Annotated in this window: 16 protein-coding genes; 10 read left to right on the top strand and 6 right to left on the bottom strand. The window is 55.6% G+C overall.

The window, feature by feature from the left end; genetic code table 11:
- Positions 1 to 2: 2 nt before the first annotated feature.
- The 5 genes from pckA to I6N93_RS01235 all read right to left on the bottom strand — a co-directional run bounded on the left by pckA (position 3) and on the right by I6N93_RS01235 (position 6,068).
- Positions 3 to 1,622, bottom strand: a complete 1,620-nt coding sequence (gene pckA, locus I6N93_RS01215; RefSeq protein ID WP_085687225.1) for a phosphoenolpyruvate carboxykinase (ATP) — start codon at positions 1,620 to 1,622, stop codon at positions 3 to 5.
- A 200-nt stretch (positions 1,623 to 1,822) separates the two neighbouring features.
- The gene (gene hslO, locus I6N93_RS01220) at positions 1,823 to 2,695 is read right to left on the bottom strand and encodes an Hsp33 family molecular chaperone HslO (protein ID WP_085687296.1); all 873 of its coding nucleotides are present in this window, start codon (positions 2,693 to 2,695) and stop codon (positions 1,823 to 1,825) included.
- A 25-nt stretch (positions 2,696 to 2,720) separates the two neighbouring features.
- The gene (gene hslR / locus I6N93_RS01225; protein ID WP_085687223.1) at positions 2,721 to 3,134 is read right to left on the bottom strand and encodes a ribosome-associated heat shock protein Hsp15; all 414 of its coding nucleotides are present in this window, start codon (positions 3,132 to 3,134) and stop codon (positions 2,721 to 2,723) included.
- Between the two features lie 9 nt (positions 3,135 to 3,143).
- Positions 3,144 to 3,830, bottom strand: coding sequence for a GMP/IMP nucleotidase (gene yrfG, locus I6N93_RS01230; RefSeq protein ID WP_085687221.1), 687 nt, complete (start codon positions 3,828 to 3,830; stop codon positions 3,144 to 3,146).
- Between the two features lie 93 nt (positions 3,831 to 3,923).
- Positions 3,924 to 6,068: an intracellular growth attenuator family protein gene (locus tag I6N93_RS01235; RefSeq protein WP_085687219.1), complete on the bottom strand. Its 2,145-nt coding sequence runs from the start codon at positions 6,066 to 6,068 to the stop codon at positions 3,924 to 3,926.
- 387 nt (positions 6,069 to 6,455) lie between these two features.
- Between I6N93_RS01235 and nudE the strand changes: the two genes are divergently transcribed.
- Complete coding sequence (nudE, locus tag I6N93_RS01240; RefSeq protein WP_085687217.1) at positions 6,456 to 7,019, top strand: ADP compounds hydrolase NudE; 564 nt, start codon at positions 6,456 to 6,458, stop codon at positions 7,017 to 7,019.
- Positions 7,020 to 7,073: 54 nt separating this feature from the next.
- On the opposite strand, the gene mrcA is transcribed toward nudE, so the two are convergent.
- Positions 7,074 to 9,632, bottom strand: a complete 2,559-nt coding sequence (gene mrcA, locus I6N93_RS01245) for a peptidoglycan glycosyltransferase/peptidoglycan DD-transpeptidase MrcA (protein ID WP_085687215.1) — start codon at positions 9,630 to 9,632, stop codon at positions 7,074 to 7,076.
- 114 nt (positions 9,633 to 9,746) lie between these two features.
- On the opposite strand from mrcA, the gene pilM reads away from it, so the two are divergent.
- The 9 genes from pilM to dam all read left to right on the top strand — a co-directional run bounded on the left by pilM (position 9,747) and on the right by dam (position 17,450).
- A complete protein-coding gene (gene pilM / locus I6N93_RS01250; RefSeq protein ID WP_085687213.1) occupies positions 9,747 to 10,607 on the top strand; it encodes a type IV pilus biogenesis protein PilM in 861 nt (286 codons plus the stop codon).
- Positions 10,607 to 11,182: a PilN domain-containing protein gene (locus I6N93_RS01255; RefSeq protein ID WP_085687211.1), complete on the top strand. Its 576-nt coding sequence runs from the start codon at positions 10,607 to 10,609 to the stop codon at positions 11,180 to 11,182. The genes pilM and I6N93_RS01255 overlap by 1 nt, the downstream gene beginning before the upstream one ends.
- 41 nt (positions 11,183 to 11,223) lie before the next feature.
- The gene (locus I6N93_RS01260) at positions 11,224 to 11,727 is read left to right on the top strand and encodes a hypothetical protein (RefSeq protein WP_139829923.1); all 504 of its coding nucleotides are present in this window, start codon (positions 11,224 to 11,226) and stop codon (positions 11,725 to 11,727) included.
- Positions 11,724 to 12,131: a HofP DNA utilization family protein gene (locus tag I6N93_RS01265; protein ID WP_085687207.1), complete on the top strand. Its 408-nt coding sequence runs from the start codon at positions 11,724 to 11,726 to the stop codon at positions 12,129 to 12,131. Before I6N93_RS01260 ends, I6N93_RS01265 begins: the two co-directional genes overlap by 4 nt.
- The gene (hofQ, locus tag I6N93_RS01270; RefSeq protein WP_232100100.1) at positions 12,128 to 13,417 is read left to right on the top strand and encodes a DNA uptake porin HofQ; all 1,290 of its coding nucleotides are present in this window, start codon (positions 12,128 to 12,130) and stop codon (positions 13,415 to 13,417) included. The genes I6N93_RS01265 and hofQ overlap by 4 nt, the downstream gene beginning before the upstream one ends.
- A gap of 316 nt (positions 13,418 to 13,733) precedes the next feature.
- Positions 13,734 to 14,255, top strand: a complete 522-nt coding sequence (aroK, locus tag I6N93_RS01275; protein WP_123225449.1) for a shikimate kinase AroK — start codon at positions 13,734 to 13,736, stop codon at positions 14,253 to 14,255.
- Positions 14,256 to 14,307: 52 nt separating this feature from the next.
- On the top strand, positions 14,308 to 15,393 hold the full coding sequence (gene aroB / locus I6N93_RS01280; protein WP_085687203.1) for a 3-dehydroquinate synthase: 1,086 nt from the start codon (positions 14,308 to 14,310) through the stop codon (positions 15,391 to 15,393).
- Positions 15,394 to 15,522: 129 nt separating this feature from the next.
- Positions 15,523 to 16,542 (top strand): SPOR domain-containing protein, encoded by a 1,020-nt coding sequence (locus I6N93_RS01285; protein ID WP_085687201.1) that lies wholly within the window; start codon positions 15,523 to 15,525, stop codon positions 16,540 to 16,542.
- Between the two features lie 77 nt (positions 16,543 to 16,619).
- The gene (gene dam, locus I6N93_RS01290; RefSeq protein ID WP_085687199.1) at positions 16,620 to 17,450 is read left to right on the top strand and encodes an adenine-specific DNA-methyltransferase; all 831 of its coding nucleotides are present in this window, start codon (positions 16,620 to 16,622) and stop codon (positions 17,448 to 17,450) included.
- Positions 17,451 to 17,480: the final 30 nt, after the last annotated feature.

Here is a 17,480-nt window from a genome sequence, read left to right on the forward strand (position 1 = left end):
CTTCAGATCTTCGGACCGGCGGCGACCAGCGCCGCGCCTGCCGGGGTATCGGTGTATTTGTCAAAGTTGGCGATAAAGCGTTGAGCCAGATCTTCTGCATTCGCTTCCCACTGCGCGGCGCTCTCATAGGTATCGCGCGGATCCAGAATCGACGGGTCCACACCGGCCAGCGTGGTCGGGATAGACAAATTGAAGATAGGCAGCGTTTTCGTTTCCGCTTCTTCAATGCTGCCATTCAGGATAGCGGCGATAATGCCTCGCGTATCCTTGATGGAAATACGTTTGCCGGTGCCGTTCCAACCGGTATTCACCAGGTAAGCCTGTGCACCGGAGGCCTGCATCCGTTTCACCAGCACTTCGGCATACAGCGTGGGATGCAGCGTGAGGAAGGCGGCGCCGAAGCAGGCGGAGAAGGTCGGGGTTGGCTCCGTGATGCCGCGCTCCGTTCCGGCCAGTTTGGCGGTGAAGCCGGACAGGAAGTGATACTGCGTCTGATCGGACGTCAGACGAGACACCGGCGGCAGCACGCCGAACGCGTCAGCGGTCAGGAAAATAACCTTGGTGGCATGACCCGCTTTGGAAACCGGTTTGACGATATTCAGAATGTGATCGATCGGATAGGAAACCCGGGTGTTTTCGGTTTTTGAGCCGTCGTCGAAGTCGATGCTGCCGTCCGTCCGCACGGTCACGTTTTCCAGCAGCGCGTCTCGCTTGATGGCACCGTAGATATCCGGTTCGGCTTCCTGCGAGAGCCTGATGGTTTTGGCGTAACAGCCGCCTTCGAAGTTGAAGACGCCGTCGTCGTCCCAGCCGTGTTCGTCATCGCCGATCAACTGGCGGTTAGGATCGGTGGACAGGGTGGTTTTACCCGTGCCGGAGAGGCCGAAGAAGACCGCAACGTCGCCCGCTTCGCCAACGTTGGCGGAGCAGTGCATGGAGGCAATGCCTTTCAGCGGCAGCAGGTAGTTCATGATGGCGAATAGTCCTTTCTTCATTTCGCCGCCGTACCACGTTCCGCCGATCAACTGGATACCTTCGGTGAGGTTAAAGGCGACAAAGTTCTCCGAATTCAGCCCTTGCTCCCGCCAGTGCGGGTTGGTGCACTTCGCGCCGTTCAGCACGGTAAAGTCCGGGACGAAGTCGCACAGCTCTTCCTCACTCGGACGGATAAACATGTTTTTCACGAAATGCGCCTGCCAGGCGACTTCGGTGATGAAGCGGACTTTCAGTCGGCTATCGGGGTTGGCGCCGCAGTAGGCATCGACGACAAAAAGGCGTTTCCCGGAGAGTTGCTCGCCGACCAACTGCTTCAACTGAAGCCAGACATCCTGGCTAAGCGGATGGTTGTCATTTTTGCCGGTGCCCTGATCGGCCCACCAGACGGTATCGCGCGTCACGTCATCACGGACAATGTATTTATCTTTCGGAGAGCGGCCGGTGAAAATACCGGTGTCGACGGCAACCGCACCCAGTTCAGTTTCGATGCCGCGTTCGTAACCTTCTAATGTAGGGGATGTTTCTTCTTCAAACAGTAAATCGTAACTCGGGTTATAGACGAGTTCGCGGATATCGTGAATGCCGTAAGCGGAAAACGCCTGTGACATCTGGCCGTTAATCTCCATGTGGCTACTCCTCAATGGGGGTTGTCCTACTGCCTAATAGTGTAGGGCCAGAGCTTATTTTAACTACGATAACTATCATAAAATTAAATAAATTCTTTAATAACTTTGCTTAATATTGTGACGTAAAAGTAATAAAAATGTGATATCGAGCACAGATTGCGAGGAAAGGACGCCTGACGGCGCCCTCTGGACCGATGGGATTAGTGCCGATGGGTGGGTGAGGCGGACTGACGAATTTCGCCGATGTCGGCCGCATCGAAGACATAATGGCTACCGCAATAATCGCAATGCATGTCGATGTTGCCGTCCTGCGCCAAAATATCGTCCACTTCGCTTTCTGACAACGTCAGCAGGGCGTTCTCACAGCGTTCGCGCGAGCAGTGGCAGTGGAAACTCACCGGCTGCGGCTCGTACACCGTCACCTCCTCCTGATGATACAGGCGGTACAGCACCTCATTGGCCGGCAGAGAAAATAACTCCTCGCCTTTTACGGTCATCGTCAGTTGCGAGAGATGGTCGAAGTCGTCCCGGCTGCTTTCCTGAGCCGGAAGCACCTGTAGCAGCATACCGGCGGCGCGAGGTTTGCCGTCGTGCTCGCCGGTACGGATAAACAGGCGCGTCGGCAGCTGTTCTGACTGCTGGAAGTAGTTTTCCAGGCAGGCTGCCAGGGTGTCGCCTTCAAGACCGACGACACCCTGATAGCGCTCGCCTTCGGTCGGTGTAATGGTGATCACCAGGTAGCCGTTGCCGATCATGTCGTGCAGCGTGCTTTCAGAGGCGAGGTCCCCCTGCAGACGAGCCACGCCGCGCATCTGCTGCGCGTTATTGCCGTTGATGACGGCCAGCTTCAGCGGACCATCGCCCTGTAGCTGGACCGTGATGTCGCCGCTGAATTTCAGCGTGGCGGTCAGCAGGCAGGTGGCCACCAGCAGTTCGCCGAGCAGCGTTTGCACTGGCGCCGGGTAGTCGTGATTTTCCAGCACCTGCTGGAGCGTATCGCTGACCGTGACCAGTTCACCGCGAACGGCGTGGCTTTCGAACAGGTAACGGTGCAATTGATCGTGTGTGGACATAATATTTTCTCGCGGCGACGGCAGGTTATTCCGCATCGCTGTATTTAAATTTAATCAAATCCCGGCGCTCTTTCTTATCTGGGCGACGGTCGGGGTGGGGCATGGACAGCGCGTTCATTTTTCTCGCCTGCGCCATTTTTTCCCGTTTTTCAATACTGACCTCGGTTTCCCGGTACATCGCCTGTGCCTGAGGCGCGGATCGGCGCTGTGCGCCGATCTCCAGGATCACGATGGTGCGTTCGTCGTTGCCTTGACGTAATTTGAGCTCGGCATTCAGCTCGACCAGTTTGCTGGGCTTGCTGCGCTGACCGTTGTAGTGAACCTTGCCGCCTTCGACCATATCGCGGGCGACGGCGCGGGTTTTGTAAATACGGGCCGCCCACAGCCACTTATCCAGCCGGACAGCGCTGTTATCTTCATGCTGGCTGGCTTTGCTCATAAATGCTCCTCAAAAACCAGTTGCGCCTGCGAAGGCGGGGATCAGCGTCCGGTAATCGTTGGTCGCCGGATGGCGATGGAACGTTTTTTCCTCGGGCAAACTGGAGTCCGGGTTGCTGACGCCCAGACAGTAGCCGATCCCGAACGTTTTGGCCGCATCCAAAATGGGTTCGCTGTCATCAACAAACAAGGTCCGTGCCGGGTCAAACCCAATCTGAGCCTGTACTGCCTGCCATAAACGCTGATCTTCTTTCGGAAAGCCATAAGTATGGGTGGAAAGTAATAAATCAAGGTGCTGATCGAGTCCCGTGCGTTCAATTTTGACCGACAGGCTATGCGGATGAGCGTTGGTCAGCAAAACCGTGTGGCGGCCGCTGTCTCTTAACGCTCGGAGAAAAGGCGCGGTGTCGTCCCGCAGCCGGGCGCGTGAAGCGATGTCTCGCGTCATCTGGCGTATATCGAGATCCAACTGCCGGCTCCAGTAGTCGAGGCAGTACCAGTTGAGCGTATGCTGGACGGACTGATATTCGTGCGCCATCTGCTGTTTCGCTTCTTCCAACGAGATGCCGCGCCTTTCGCTGAGCGATTGCGGCACCAGTTGCAGCCAGAAGTAGCTGTCGAAAGCGAGGTCAAGCAAGGTGCCGTCCATGTCCAGCAGCACGGTATCTATCTTGTTCCAATCGAGTTCGGAATTCATCATCACTCCGGCAAAGAGGCCATTGCCGCCGGAGGCGGTCGTCAGGCTGAGGGGGGTTCTGTACGCCAGTATACCGGTTTAAGGATAATGATTTCACGACGAACGAGAGGCGCTGCCGTGTAACGCTGGCGCAGCGGAGGTCTCCGGCGCCAGATATCTGGCGTAGTACTGTTGGATATCGGCAATGCGCTGTTTGCTGCGGCGATGTTTCATGACCAGCTGTACCACGTTGATGATGAACACGCTCGTAAACAGCAGAAGCAGTATGCTGCTGCCGAGGTAGCGCCATAGCGTGACCGCATCGGGTTCGCTATGAAGGGAAATATGGCGAGTACCGTTGGCATCCAAAGAGATCGCGGTGATCACGCCGCTGGCTTCGAATGATGTGTGCAGCAACATCGCGGACAAACGCTGCAGTTCCTGCCACTGTTCCGCCGGTCGATACTCCGTCAATGGCGTCATGGGTTCTGGATGGGTGACGAACTGGTTGCCTTCATCGCTACGGATTAGGAACCCTGCTGGCGGCGGACTGTTCAACGTATTAGTGGCGTTGCGAAGCTCCTGCAAATAAAAATAGTCCGTAGCATTGTTGACCAACGTATCGAGCGTTTCGGCACTCACGGGACGCAGGATGACGCTGGTGCCTTTCAGCGCGCCGGAGCTGGCGCGCCGGACCAACACGTTCCAGCTTTTCACGTTGCCGAGGTTAATCAGCGCGTTTTTCAAGCGCGTACAATCCTCTTCCTTTTCGCACAAATCTTCGGTTTTCAGCACGATGTCGGAAAAGTCGTTCAGCAGAATCATGCCGGACTTCTGGATCGCGCTGGCTAGCGGTGAGCTGGCCCCGTCGCCATTCGTTGGAGGATGTAGCTGATTGTTAACCGTGGCGCGCAAGGCGATGGTTTTTTCGATGATGTCGGATTCAGGCAGCGGCAGCGGGTCGGCTTTATTCCAGTAAATAGCGGAGCAGTCGAAGGGTTGGAAAGCCGACTCGCTGTGGGGCATGGGGCCATGATCGACCGGCGGTACGTAACACATGCCGGTGCCGCGCACCTGCAAAGTATCGCCCACATGGAGCGGCATCCGTTCCAGTTCGTCGACCTGTGTGACCTTAATGTTATTTGCGCCTTTGATCCAGGCGAGGCTGAGCTTGAGCGGAAGATCGAGCGGAACGTAGCTCAACAGCAGCAGCAGGCTGCACAGCGCGCCGCAGGCCAGCACTAGATTCTTGCCGCGTTTCTGCAAGGGAAACTGTTTTACCTCATTGTGCAGCGACAGATATTTTCCCTGCCGCACGACCTGCCGGTTCTGATAGATATCTACATCAGTCTTTTTCCCTAAATCGTGGCCGATATAAGGTTGCCAGTGCGGCGGATAAATCAGATCGATATTGCCGAGGGAAATATTGCCCAGACGGCTCTGGTTCGATTCGCCGAAGAGCCCCAGACACTGCGGCGTACCATTCAGACAGTGAACGTCCTGCAGCTCTTTTTCCCGGGGTGAACGAAACAACTGCCAACAGCTCCATGCGGCCAGCAGAGAGGCGGTGCCAGCTAGCCACGGCAGTACTGCCAGCGGGCTGTTGAGGCTGAAGACCAACAGAAAAAAGGCGCAGCAAAGCACGGCGGCGTCTTTAAGGCCGCGAGAACGGTGCGTAGCGTACTCTTCCCGCGTTTCCTTCCGCACGGAAAGCAGTTCGGTATGCTCGTTTTCTTCCGGGAGGATCGAGGCGTTGCCAATCGGCAGTTCGCGGTTGTTTGAGGAATCGCTGTTGTTGATATATTCCGTGATCGAGTGTCCGTTAAGAGAGATGACCAGCGGCATCGAACGTGTGGTGATCAGCTCGATCTCGTTATTCTGCGTGATGTACTGTTCCCAACTGGGAGGAAGATGAACTTCTTGTGTATCAATAAAGTATCGCCATTTATTCGGCGCGTCGGTGCTAAGCCCATAGCGAGTAATGCTGTGCGTGATGGGGTAAACGCGGTTGCTGAGCAAAGAACGCGTCAGACGCGGGGAAGACGCCGACGCGGTTAGCGGCAGCGTAGTATCAGCATCTTTCGACACCAAATAATGTTCTACAGCCTTGCGTTCCGTTGAGGTCAGCTGGCGATGTCCAGAGACGACGGGCAGGCGTTTGGCAAAAAGAAAACGACGATACATGCGATAGCCAATGAAACCCCCTACCGCAATCAGACAGGCTAACAATACAGACAATATGATGAGTATTGTACTCATATCATTACCATCCAACAGCGTCAGGTTTCCTCTGTTTTTTTCGGATACTAACAAAGATATATAGGCTATGTTGCCCCATCTAGCTTTGCTGGCTGCCTTTGCTAACTGAACTTATACATTTTTGTCTTTATCCTTGGATGCTAACAAGGCGAGACATGAACAAAAATGAGGATAATCCTATTTTTTTTCTTCGAGGTGCCGCTCTGATTTACATAAGTTAATTTAATGTATTAAGAATGTTACAATGATGTTGTTTTGGTATGATAAAATTGCAGGCAGCAACGCAATTGCCGCAAAATGCTCGTACCGATTATGCTGTAAAGCGTATCAGCATTTTTCCGACTGTGCGGTCAGCATCAGTCAATTTCCTCTGTAACCGGGGCTTATATGGATAATAATCTGCAAAAACCCAAAATTATCGGGGTTAAAACCGTAGCCCGCTCGCGTCTATTTAGTATTGAATCGGTGGATCTAGCGTTCAGCAACGGTGAGCGCCGCGTGTATGAACGGATGCGTCCTTCCGGCCGGGAAGCGGTGATGATTGTGCCGATCATCGGCGATGATTTGCTACTGATCCGCGAGTACGCGGTAGGGATTGAACAGTATGAGTTGGGCTTTCCCAAAGGGCTGATCGATGCCGGAGAAACGGTATTTGAAGCGGCTAACCGCGAATTGAAGGAAGAAGTCGGGTTTGGTGCGGAGCACTTCGAACTGCTGGCGACGTTGACGCTGGCCCCGTCCTATTTTTCCAGCCAGATGAATATCGTGATTGCCCGTGGACTTTATCCTCAACGCTTACAGGGGGATGAGCCGGAGCCGCTAATTCCGGTACATTGGCCGCAGGCGCAGATGATGTCGCTATTGCAGGCGCCGGATTTCCGTGAGGCGCGTAATGTCAGCGCGCTGTTCCTGGCGCACACGCACCTTTTCTCCCCGCCCTCTCTGAAATAGCGACACTTTCGATAGGCAGGCGCGTTGAGTTCAGCGCACCTGCCTATCGCGTAGTTAAAATAACTCCTCGGATTGACCGCTACCGGCGTCATACAGCGTCGTGCCGGAATCATGGGTCGCGTGTTCCGTCGGCTGCGTCCCGTCGATGAAGTATTCCTGACGACTATTGCCGCCCCCGTCTGACAACATGCCCGTGCTGCGATCGATGGTGACGGTAGTAATGCCCGGTGGCGGTGAGGTCTTCTGCTCCGGTACGCCGTTCAGTGCGACTTTCATGAAGCTATCCCAAGCCGGTTGCGCGCTTTTGGCGCCCCCTTCGTATCCGGATATTTGATCGCGGATCGCACCCGAAAGGGTCGAGCGTCCCAGATCGCGACGGTGATCGTCGAAGCCAATCCAGATGGACGTCACAATATTCGGTCCATAACCGGAGAACCAGGCATCCTTGGAGTTGTTGGTTGTCCCTGTTTTCCCACCGATATCATGGCGTTGCAGCACTTTTCCTGCGCGCCATCCGGTTCCCATCCAGCCCGGTTCGCCGAAGACATTACTGTTCATGGCATCCTTGATCAAGAAGGCCAGCGGCGTGCTGATGACGTGCGGCGCATACGGCTGATTAGCCTGTCGTGCCGCCTCCGGCGGAGTAATCGGGTCAGGTTGCGGCGCGGCGTTCGGCTGCGGACGCTCCTGCGACGTTGCAATATTTTCCATTGAGTCTGGAGAAAGCTCGACCGAACGTTGGGTTTCACCGTAAATGACCGGCAAATTACAGCTGTCGCAGACGATCTTCGGTGTGGCGGCGAACAGCGTATTGCCGAAATCATCGACGATCTTGCTGATGAAGTACGGGTCCACCAAATAGCCGCCGTTCGTCATCACCGAATAGCCGCGAACCACCTGTAACGGAGTGAACGCAGCCGCGCCCAGCGCCAGCGACTCAGTGTGCACGATGTTCTGCTGTGGGAAACCGAAGCGTTCCAGATAGTCGGCCGCGTAGTCCACGCCCATCGCGCGCATCGCGCGTACCATCACGACGTTTTTCGACTGTCCCAGACCCTGACGAAGCCGGATGGGGCCGTCATACTGCGGTGGGGAGTTCTTCGGGCTCCAGTCGGAACCGGCACCCGGATCCCAGCGGGTAATCGGGGCGTCGTTGAGCAGGGTGGCGAGCGTCAGCCCTTTGTCCATTGCCGCCGTGTAGAGGAACGGTTTAATGTTCGACCCGATCTGGCGTAAGGCCTGAGTGGCGCGGTTGAACTTGCTCTGGTTGAAGTCGAAGCCTCCCACCAACGCCAGCACGGCGCCGTTGTTCGGGTCCAAAGACACCATCGCGGAATTGACATCGGGCACCTGAGCCAGCCACCACACGTTGTCGACTTTACGCACCCAAATTTGCTGGCCCGCCTGCAGGACGTCCGTCACGCGTCGCGGTACGGCGCCCTGTAAATAGTCGGTTTTGAACGGACGTGCCCAGCGTACGGTTTCCAGCGGCAGGACGACTTTTTCGCCAGACGATAGCGTCGCGGAGGCCTGATCGGCGATAGCGGCTGTGACCACCGCTGGCTGCAGCGGCCCGTAGACCGGCAGTTTTTTCAGGGTTTCAATGATTTTCTTTTCGGGCCAGGCCGGCATACCGACTTTCCACAGCTCCTGGTCCGCACCGCGGTAACCGTGGCGCATATCGTAGTCGATCACGTTGTTGCGTACAGCTTCATCAGCGGCCTGCTGAAGTTTGCGGGTGATGGTGGTGTAAACCTTGTAGCCGTCGTTATAGGCGCCGTCACCATAACGTTTCACCATTACCTGACGCACCATCTCTGCCATGTAAGGCGCGGAGAAGGCGATTTCGGGAGCATGGTAGTCGGCTTCCAACTTCTCGCTTCGCGCCTGATCGTACTGGGGGCGGGTAATGAAGTTTTCATCCAGCATACGCGACAAAACAACGTTGCGGCGGGCAAGCGCGCGGTCGTATGAGTAGAGCGGGTTGAAGGTCGAAGGCGCTTTGGGCAGGCCGGCGATCATCGCCATTTCTCCCAGCGTAAGCTGATCCACCGTGCGGCCAAAGTAGACTTGAGCCGCCGCGCCGACGCCATAAGCGCGATACCCCAGATAGATCTTATTAAGATACAGCTCGAGGATTTCATCCTTCGTCATCATCTGCTCAATGCGGATGGCGAGAAAGACTTCCTTGACCTTCCGCAGCAGGGTGCGCTCAGGACTCAAGAAAAAGTTACGCGCCAATTGCTGAGTGATGGTGCTCGCGCCTTGGGATGCATGGCCGGATACCAGCGCAATCGACGCCGCGCGCAGGATGCCCTGTGGGTCGATGCCGTGGTGTTCATAGAAGCGACTGTCTTCAGTCGCGATAAAAGCGTGCACCAGCTCGGGCGGGATCTGGGATAGCTGCAATGGAATACGGCGTTTCTCGCCGAACTGAGCAATCAGCTCGCCGTCCGCACTGTATACCTGCATTGGGGTTTGCAGACGGATGTCTTTAAGTGTGGCGACATCGGGCAACTGGGGCTCAATATAGCGATAAAGGCCATAGAGCGAGGCGGCTCCCAGCAGAATGCAAGTTACTGCAAGGATGAATAGATACTTTACGAGCTTCACCTGAGATTTTCCATTCAGTAGCGGTTGAATAGTTTATAAGCAATCGGGCGCTAAGTATAAAGGTAAGCCAGCGATGAGGACACGCTCTTTTAGCTGACGATAAGGAGATTGAACATGGCTTACCACATCTGGCGGGTTGGATTGGATATACAAAATGGCGTCGTGCGCGCTCTGGCGGTGCAACGTCGCCGCGGTGGCTGGCAACTGCGCCACTGGTGGCAATTACCCTTGCCGGGCGATACGTTACGCGCGGGTAGTCTACATGATCCAGACTCACTTTGTGAGGTGCTTCATCAATGGCGGCGGGAATTACCGCGCTTCATTTCGCTGCGCATCGCGCTGCCGCCAGCGCTGATCTTTCAGCAACGGATGGCGGCTCCCGATCCGCGATTGCGCGAACCGGAACGCAGCGGATACATCGAAAAGATGGCGTCGCGCGCGCTCCCGGTGAGTCGGGAGGCGTTGGCGCTTGATTATCGCGACGACCCACACACTCCGGACACGGTGCTGGTGACGGCCGCCAGAAAGACGGCGCTGACGGCGTGGTTGTCCTGTCTGGCTAGCGCTGGTCTATATGCCGACGTGGTGGATATCAGCCCCTGCGCTCTTCGCTGCGTGGCCCGACAAGTCGGGATTTCACCCCATGCGCCGCTGTTGCACCGCTTCGAGGATAGCTGGCTGTGGATCTCGCCAGTTGGACAGGCGCTGTACTTTGGTACCTTCACTTCGCAAGACTCCGGGGAGCATGTCTCGTTGCTCGACTCCATCAGCGAGATAGACGAGCGTTTCCCGGCATCAGCGCATTATCCGGTCTACCTGAGTTCGTCGGTTTCGAATATGGATATCGGCGAGACGGAACGGCTGATTCCTTGGTCGCCGATGGCGGCGTTTAGCTATCAGCAACCGCCGTTGCCGGCGGCACCGTCGGCGTTCGCTATCGCAGCCGGATTGGCGCTGCGTCCGGAGGATGACTGATGCCGGTGACTAATCTGCTTCCCTGGCGCCGTCGTCGGCTAATGCGGCGTATTCGCCTTTGGAGCCTGTTCTTGACCGCTCAGCTTGCAATTGCGGCGTTCGTCATCACGGCAGACTACCTGACCTCTAAAAGACAGCATGCAATGCTGACGCAGCACATGACCCAGTTGCAATCGGTCAGGCAGGCGCATGAAGCGCAGTACCAACGCATCCTCCAAGCTACGCAGCAGCAGGCGGTTGAACAGGTTCAGCAAACATTAAGCGAGCAGGGGCAGCGCCACAATCGGCGCTATCAGGAATTATTGAAACACCTACCCCGTTTGATGCCGAAGGCACTGTGGCTGACGGAAATCAGCGACAGTGAACGCGGTTTGCTGCTGTCGGGCATCAGTCATCACTATCAGGCGATTGTCGATTTCTCCAGACGTCTGGCGGTTCAACCGCTGGCCGCAGTCCCCAAACTTCGGCAAACCCGTCGCCATCCAAAGGAGGCAACTTTATTGGAATTCACGCTGCAATTGGGGGACGCAAAGAGCGCTCTTGGGACGGCAGCCATTGGGAGAAGAGATAAATGATGCAGGTCTCCCCATTCGTTTGCCGGTGGTTCAGCACCCCGATGCGAACTTTGTTAACGACGCAGTGCGGACTGGTTGCGGCGCTTGCGCTGGTGGTTTGGGGCTCGGTAAACGGCGGATTACGCCAGCAAACGGCGCTATTGCAGGAACAGCGGCAAAGAGAACAGGAGTCGGTCGCAGAGTGGCAGAAAAGGCTGGCAGCGTTGCCTGCTCCGGCCGTTTCGTCACCAAGTTCAGCGACGCGGCCGTTGGCGGACAAGCGTTGGGAGTCGGGCATCGGATTACCGACCGAGGCACTGCGTGAATCCGGCGGACAGCTAATCTCCTGGTCTCCGTTGTCTCCAGACGGCAATGAAAGTGAGGAAAACGGATGGCTGCTGGTCTTTAATGCCGACTACGTGGGCATACGGCGTTTCATTACCCGGCTTAACGCTTCCACGGTCGTTCCCCGTATCGATCGACTGCTGATGACGCGGGCAGCGGAGGGCATTCGCACTGAGCTGCTGCTGCGCGCTCCCGTGCCTGAAACGGGAGGGGCGCGATGACATGGCTAGCCATTTCCAACGGAAAAATGTGCGTGGCAATCGCTTACCTGTCATTGGCGTTGGTCTCGGGAGTTGCGGTGTCTTCTAGGCTGGCGTTTGAGGAAGAAAGGGATCCGTTTCAACCGCAAACAGCGCATTGCGCCATGCCCGCTCCCACGACGCAGTGGCGGCTGCAGGGACTGGTCGGCGATATGTCGCGCTGGGTGGGGTGGGTCAAGCAGGCGGACAATGGATGGCTGAGGGTGAAGTATGACGAGGCGGTGACGCCAACCGACGGCATAATGGCTCGTCTGGATCGTGCGCATGCAACGCTGCGGCTGTCTTCTTCTCAAAGCGATTGCCCCGTTTCGGAAATTCCGCTGTCTTCGACGTTTTCTGACTGGCCACAAGGAGTCGTGCCATGATGTTTTGCCTTGCGTTACGAATGCGGAAAGCGATGTTTCGTTGCGTCCTGCTGGTCTCCCTTTGCGTGAATCAATCTGTTATCGCGCAGGATGCATTCCCGGTTTCGCTGGCCTTTGACGATGTACCAGTCGCGCGCGTGTTGCAGGCGCTGGCTGACCATCAGCGATTGAATCTTGTTGTCGCGCCCGGCGTGGAGGGAAAAATCAGCCTGCAGCTGGATAATGTTCCCTGGCAGCAGGCGTTGGATATTACGCTGAAAATGGCCGGTCTGACGCTGGAGCGGGAAGGGGATGTGCTGATGGTATATGCCCGCGGAAATCCATCGGATATACCGCAGGCCGATCCGGAATCTCAGAGTACGGAACCCCTGAAAAGTGCGTCTTTAATGTTGCAGTACGCGGAGGCGAGCGACGTAGCCGCCAGTTTACAGGGCCAACGCGGCACGTTATTGAGTGAACGTGGCCGGGTGGCGGCGGATAAACGCACCAATACGTTGCTGATAAGGGACGAACCTGCGGCAGTCACGGAGATTAAAGCCTGGATTCTCGAAATGGACAAACCATTGGCGCAGGTCCAACTGACGGCTCACATCGTGACTATAGGCAGCGAACAGTTGGAGTCGTTGGGTGTTAACTGGGGGTTGGGTGAACGCGAGGGGGCGGGTAACGTCCTCAGCGTAAACAACTTTAACATCGACATGCCGGTGACGACGCCTGCGATTAAGGCTGGTTTTCAGCTCGCCCGGTTTGATGGCCGACTGCTTGAGTTGGAATTACAGGCGCTGGAACAGGAAAATGCGGTGGAGATTATCGCCAGTCCGCGGCTGTTTACCGCGCATCGGCAGACAGCCAGCATCAAGCAGGGGACGGAGATCCCCTATCAGGTGTCGAGCGGGGCGAGCGGTTCGACGTCGATAGAGTTTAAGGAAGCGGTACTGGGCATGGAGGTCACGCCGCGGGTGCTGCCCCGAAATCGGATCAGCCTCAATTTGCTCATCAGCCAAAATATGCCGGGAAGGGCCATAAAACAGGGCGAAGGAGAGATTCTGGCGATTGATAAGCAGGAGATCCAAACGCAGGTGACGGTCACTGATGGTGAAACGATTGTTTTAGGCGGTATTTTTCAGCAGCAGAAAAATCAAGCTGAAAATCGCGTGCCCGGACTGGGTACGTTGCCGATCGTCGGCGGCTTATTTAAGAGTCGCAGTCAGCAAAACACCCGGCGTGAGCTGGTAATATTCATCACGCCGACGCTCATTCCCGACACGCCACGGAGCGAGTCATAACGCTATCGGTCACGATGAAGGAAAATTGTGCATTTTATCAATAATTCCGTTCACCGTTTGACGATGCGGCGGTTTTAGCATACAAGGATTAGCAAATTGAGTACTGAAGTGTCGTTCCATCGGCGATGTCGATAACTTACATCATCCTTATTCGGATAATGTGAAATTTTATTAGGTTGCCAAACTACCCTGAGTATTGAGATAATTTTTTGTCTGATTCTCGCACTATCGCTCATGAGGTTTCAGTTTAGGTTCCGCCGCAAGTTACATGGCGGGGCGGGTTATCATTAACGAATTTCTTAGTAATACCAAAAAAATGGCAGAGAAACGCAATATCTTTCTGGTTGGGCCTATGGGTGCCGGCAAAAGCACTATTGGCCGTCAGTTAGCTCAGCAACTCAACATGGAGTTCTTCGACTCCGATCAAGAAATTGAGCGACGTACCGGGGCTGATGTGGGCTGGGTATTTGATGTGGAAGGCGAAGAAGGTTTCCGCGAGCGCGAAGAGAAAGTCATTAATGAATTGACGGAGAAACAAGGGATTGTGCTGGCAACCGGCGGTGGTTCGGTGAAAACACGTGAAACCCGCAATCGCCTTTCTGCGCGAGGTGTTGTCGTGTATTTGGAAACCACCATCGAGAAGCAGTTAGCCCGTACTCAGCGTGATAAAAAGCGCCCGTTGTTGCAGGTTGAGGCCCCTCCGCGCGAAGTCCTGGAAGCGTTAGCGAAAGAACGTAATCCACTGTACGAAGAAATCGCAGACATTACGATTCGCACCGATGAACAAAGCGCCAAGGTAGTTGCCAACCAGATTATCAGCATGCTGGAAAACAACTGATTTTGTATAGCCGCCTGCACTCTACGGGCTTCCAACAGGTCATGGAACGCGCATGGAAAGAATTATCGTCACTCTCGGGGAACGTAGTTATCCCATTACGATAGCCGCCGGATTATTCAGCAACGCAGACTCTTTCTTGCCGTTGACGGTGGGCGATCAGGTAATGTTGGTGACCAATGACACATTGGCGCCGCTCTACCTGGACGCCGTGCGGACCGTCTTGGAAAACGCAGGGGTGCAGGTTGATCAAGTGATTCTTCCCGACGGAGAGCAGTACAAATCTCTGACGGTACTTGATCAGGTCTTCTCCGCGCTCTTGGAGAAACCTCACGGCAGGGACACCACGTTGGTGGCGCTGGGCGGTGGTGTTATCGGTGATTTAACCGGTTTCGCAGCGGCTTGCTATCAGCGCGGCGTTCGCTTCATTCAGGTTCCTACCTCTCTCTTGGCTCAGGTAGATTCATCCGTCGGCGGTAAAACCGCGGTGAATCATCCCCTAGGCAAAAACATGATTGGCGCTTTCTATCAACCGGCCTCGGTCGTGATAGATATCGACTGTCTGAAAACGTTGCCCGCCAACGAACTTTCTTCCGGTCTGGCCGAAGTCATCAAATACGGCATCGTATTCGACCATGACTTTTTTGCCTGGCTGGAAACGCATATCGACGCAGTGCGCGCGTTAGAAGATGCCCCGTTGGCGTACTGTATTCGACGCTGCTGTGAACTCAAGGCTGAAGTCGTCGCGGCCGATGAACGCGAAAACGGCCTGCGCGCTTTGCTGAATTTAGGCCACACTTACGGCCATGCGATTGAAGCGGAAATGGGCTACGGCAACTGGCTGCATGGCGAAGCGGTGGCGGCAGGTACGGTCATGGCTGCACAGGCCGCACGTCGCCTTGGCCTGCTGGGCTCGGCAGACGTTGACCGTATCAAAGCGCTGTTGACGCGAGCCGGACTGCCAATCACGGGGCCGGCTTCGATGATCCCGGAGTCGTATTTGCCGCACATGATGCGCGATAAAAAAGTATTGGGTCGTAAGCTGCGCCTGATATTGCCGACGGCTATCGGCCAGGCCGAGATACGCGGCGGCGTCACCGATGATGTGGTTCTGGCTTCCATTGCCGATTGCCTTCCCTGACATAGACTTAGTAGTAAGTCTCCCTGTGGGGGAGGTGGTTTTTATTTGTACTATGATACCTGATGATATAGCTATTCGCGGTGGCTGGATCACCACGAGCAGCTGCCGTTCAGTGGGAGGGGTATAGAGATGGGTGAGTTCAATCCGGAAGACGAGCTGAAGCCGGATACCAGCGATCGTCGGCCACAGCGCCAGCAGAAGAGAAAGCAGGGATTGACTCTGCCCAGCGTGGCGCTATCCAATCAGCATGTCATGATTGGCGTCGGCATTATCGTGCTGGTATTGCTGATTGTCGCCGTTGGCGCCGCGCTTCAGTCGCCGAGTCAGGATGCGACGGCGCCCGCCGCACCTGGCGGCAGTTCAAAAAGTATTGAGCTTTTATCGCCCTCGGCTTCACCCACCGATTCTACCGTGTCTGCTTCACCCCAGACGCCGCTTCCCGTTCAGACGCAAGCTGGCGAGCCGAAGTCTTTGAGTGCGCCGCCGGTGGCGGAAGCGCCGACTCAGGCGCCGTTGCCAGCCCAGGATAAGAATCAGCAGCGTATTGAACTGCCGGGCAATATGATGGATACGCTCTCCCAGCCGCAGCAACAGCTGCAGTTGAATGCGGTGGCGCAGAATGGCACTGGCTCAGACGTGACTTTGCCGACTTCGCCGGCCTCAGTGTCACCGGGCAGCAAAGCGCGCCCTCCGCGCGAAACCACGACGGCGCTCCGTCCCGGCATGGAAAAGTCTCGCCATTTAGACGCCAATGGTTCGTCGTACAAGGCCTCCGCTAAAAACAGCGGCGTGTCCAAAGCGCCGACTACGTCCATCGCGCCAGCGCCATCAGGCAAATCAGTTTTACCTGCCGGCGGCGCTCAAGCGAATGGTTCGATCAAAAACGCTCCGGCCAGCCACTTTACGCTTCAGCTTAGCGGTGCGTCCCGCGAGAGTTCGCTGCAGGCCTATGCCAAAACGCAGCGGCTGACGAATTACTGGGTCTATCAGACTCAAAGGGGTGGCAAACCCTGGTATGTGCTTGTGAGCGGCGTTTACGCTTCCTCGGATGAAGCCAAACGCGCCGTTGCATCACTGCCTGCCGATGTTCAGGCCAAAAAACCATGGGTTAAGCCGATCCGACAGGTGAAGCAGGACTTAAGTAAGTAACCCCAATTAGCCCTGATGTGCTGTCTGAAACAGAGTACAATCCGCGGCTCTGAAAAGTATGAGTAACTAACGACGGCATGAAGAAAAACCGCGCTTTCTTAAAATGGGCTGGTGGTAAGTATCCGCTGGTAGAAGAGATTCGCCGATATCTACCAGCGGGAGATTGCTTAATCGAACCCTTTGTGGGTGCAGGCTCGGTGTTCCTCAATACCGACTACGACAACTACATCCTGGCTGATATCAATAGCGATCTCATCAATTTGTACGATATCGTTAAAACTAATACTGAACATTTCATTCGCGATGCCCGCGAGTTATTCACACAAGAAATGAATACCTCGGACATTTTTTATCTGCTGCGCAGCGAATTTAACGCCTGTGACAACGCCTACCGACGCGCGTTGCTGTTCCTCTATCTCAACCGCCACTGTTACAACGGGTTATGCCGTTACAACATGAGCGGTGAATTCAACGTGCCGTTCGGGCGTTATAAGAAACCTTATTTTCCTGAAGATGAACTGCGCTGGTTTGCGCAAAAGGCGCAAAACGCCACGTTCGTCTGCGAGCACTACCGGGATACGCTGACCAAGGCGAAGCAGGGCTCTGTGGTGTATTGCGATCCGCCCTATGCACCGCTGTCCGCCACTGCGAATTTCACGGCGTACCACACCAATAATTTCAATCATGACGATCAGCGCGATTTGGCGCTGCTGGCACAACAGCTCTCGGCAGAAAACCAAATACCGGTTTTGATTTCCAATCACGATACGGAGCTGACACGCGAGTGGTATCAGTCGGCCTCTTCGCTGTACGTGGTCAAGGCCCGGCGGACGATTAGCCGCAATATTGCGGGCCGCAGCAAGGTGAATGAACTGCTGGCGTTGTACCGCGGCGTCGAGTTAGGGTAAAGCGATTTGGCGTGCTGACAAATGCCCTGA

This window comes from Lonsdalea populi (genome assembly GCF_015999465.1).
GTDB lineage: Bacteria > Pseudomonadota > Gammaproteobacteria > Enterobacterales > Enterobacteriaceae > Lonsdalea > Lonsdalea populi.

What these genes read in the sequence shown, in the direction of transcription:
- pckA (WP_085687225.1), bottom strand. Translation starts at nt 1,622, where the DNA reads ATGGAGATTAACGGCCAGATGTCACAGGCGTTTTCCGCTTACGGCATT.
- hslO (WP_085687296.1), bottom strand. Translation starts at nt 2,695, where the DNA reads ATGTCCACACACGATCAATTGCACCGTTACCTGTTCGAAAGCCACGCC.
- hslR (WP_085687223.1), bottom strand. Translation starts at nt 3,134, where the DNA reads ATGAGCAAAGCCAGCCAGCATGAAGATAACAGCGCTGTCCGGCTGGAT.
- yrfG (WP_085687221.1), bottom strand. Translation starts at nt 3,830, where the DNA reads ATGAATTCCGAACTCGATTGGAACAAGATAGATACCGTGCTGCTGGAC.
- I6N93_RS01235 (WP_085687219.1), bottom strand. Translation starts at nt 6,068, where the DNA reads ATGAGTACAATACTCATCATATTGTCTGTATTGTTAGCCTGTCTGATT.
- nudE (WP_085687217.1), top strand. Translation starts at nt 6,456, where the DNA reads ATGGATAATAATCTGCAAAAACCCAAAATTATCGGGGTTAAAACCGTA.
- pilM (WP_085687213.1), top strand. Translation starts at nt 9,747, where the DNA reads ATGGCTTACCACATCTGGCGGGTTGGATTGGATATACAAAATGGCGTC.
- I6N93_RS01255 (WP_085687211.1), top strand. Translation starts at nt 10,607, where the DNA reads ATGCCGGTGACTAATCTGCTTCCCTGGCGCCGTCGTCGGCTAATGCGG.
- I6N93_RS01260 (WP_139829923.1), top strand. Translation starts at nt 11,224, where the DNA reads ATGCGAACTTTGTTAACGACGCAGTGCGGACTGGTTGCGGCGCTTGCG.
- I6N93_RS01265 (WP_085687207.1), top strand. Translation starts at nt 11,724, where the DNA reads ATGACATGGCTAGCCATTTCCAACGGAAAAATGTGCGTGGCAATCGCT.
- hofQ (WP_232100100.1), top strand. Translation starts at nt 12,128, where the DNA reads ATGATGTTTTGCCTTGCGTTACGAATGCGGAAAGCGATGTTTCGTTGC.
- aroK (WP_123225449.1), top strand. Translation starts at nt 13,734, where the DNA reads ATGGCAGAGAAACGCAATATCTTTCTGGTTGGGCCTATGGGTGCCGGC.
- aroB (WP_085687203.1), top strand. Translation starts at nt 14,308, where the DNA reads ATGGAAAGAATTATCGTCACTCTCGGGGAACGTAGTTATCCCATTACG.
- I6N93_RS01285 (WP_085687201.1), top strand. Translation starts at nt 15,523, where the DNA reads ATGGGTGAGTTCAATCCGGAAGACGAGCTGAAGCCGGATACCAGCGAT.
- dam (WP_085687199.1), top strand. Translation starts at nt 16,620, where the DNA reads ATGAAGAAAAACCGCGCTTTCTTAAAATGGGCTGGTGGTAAGTATCCG.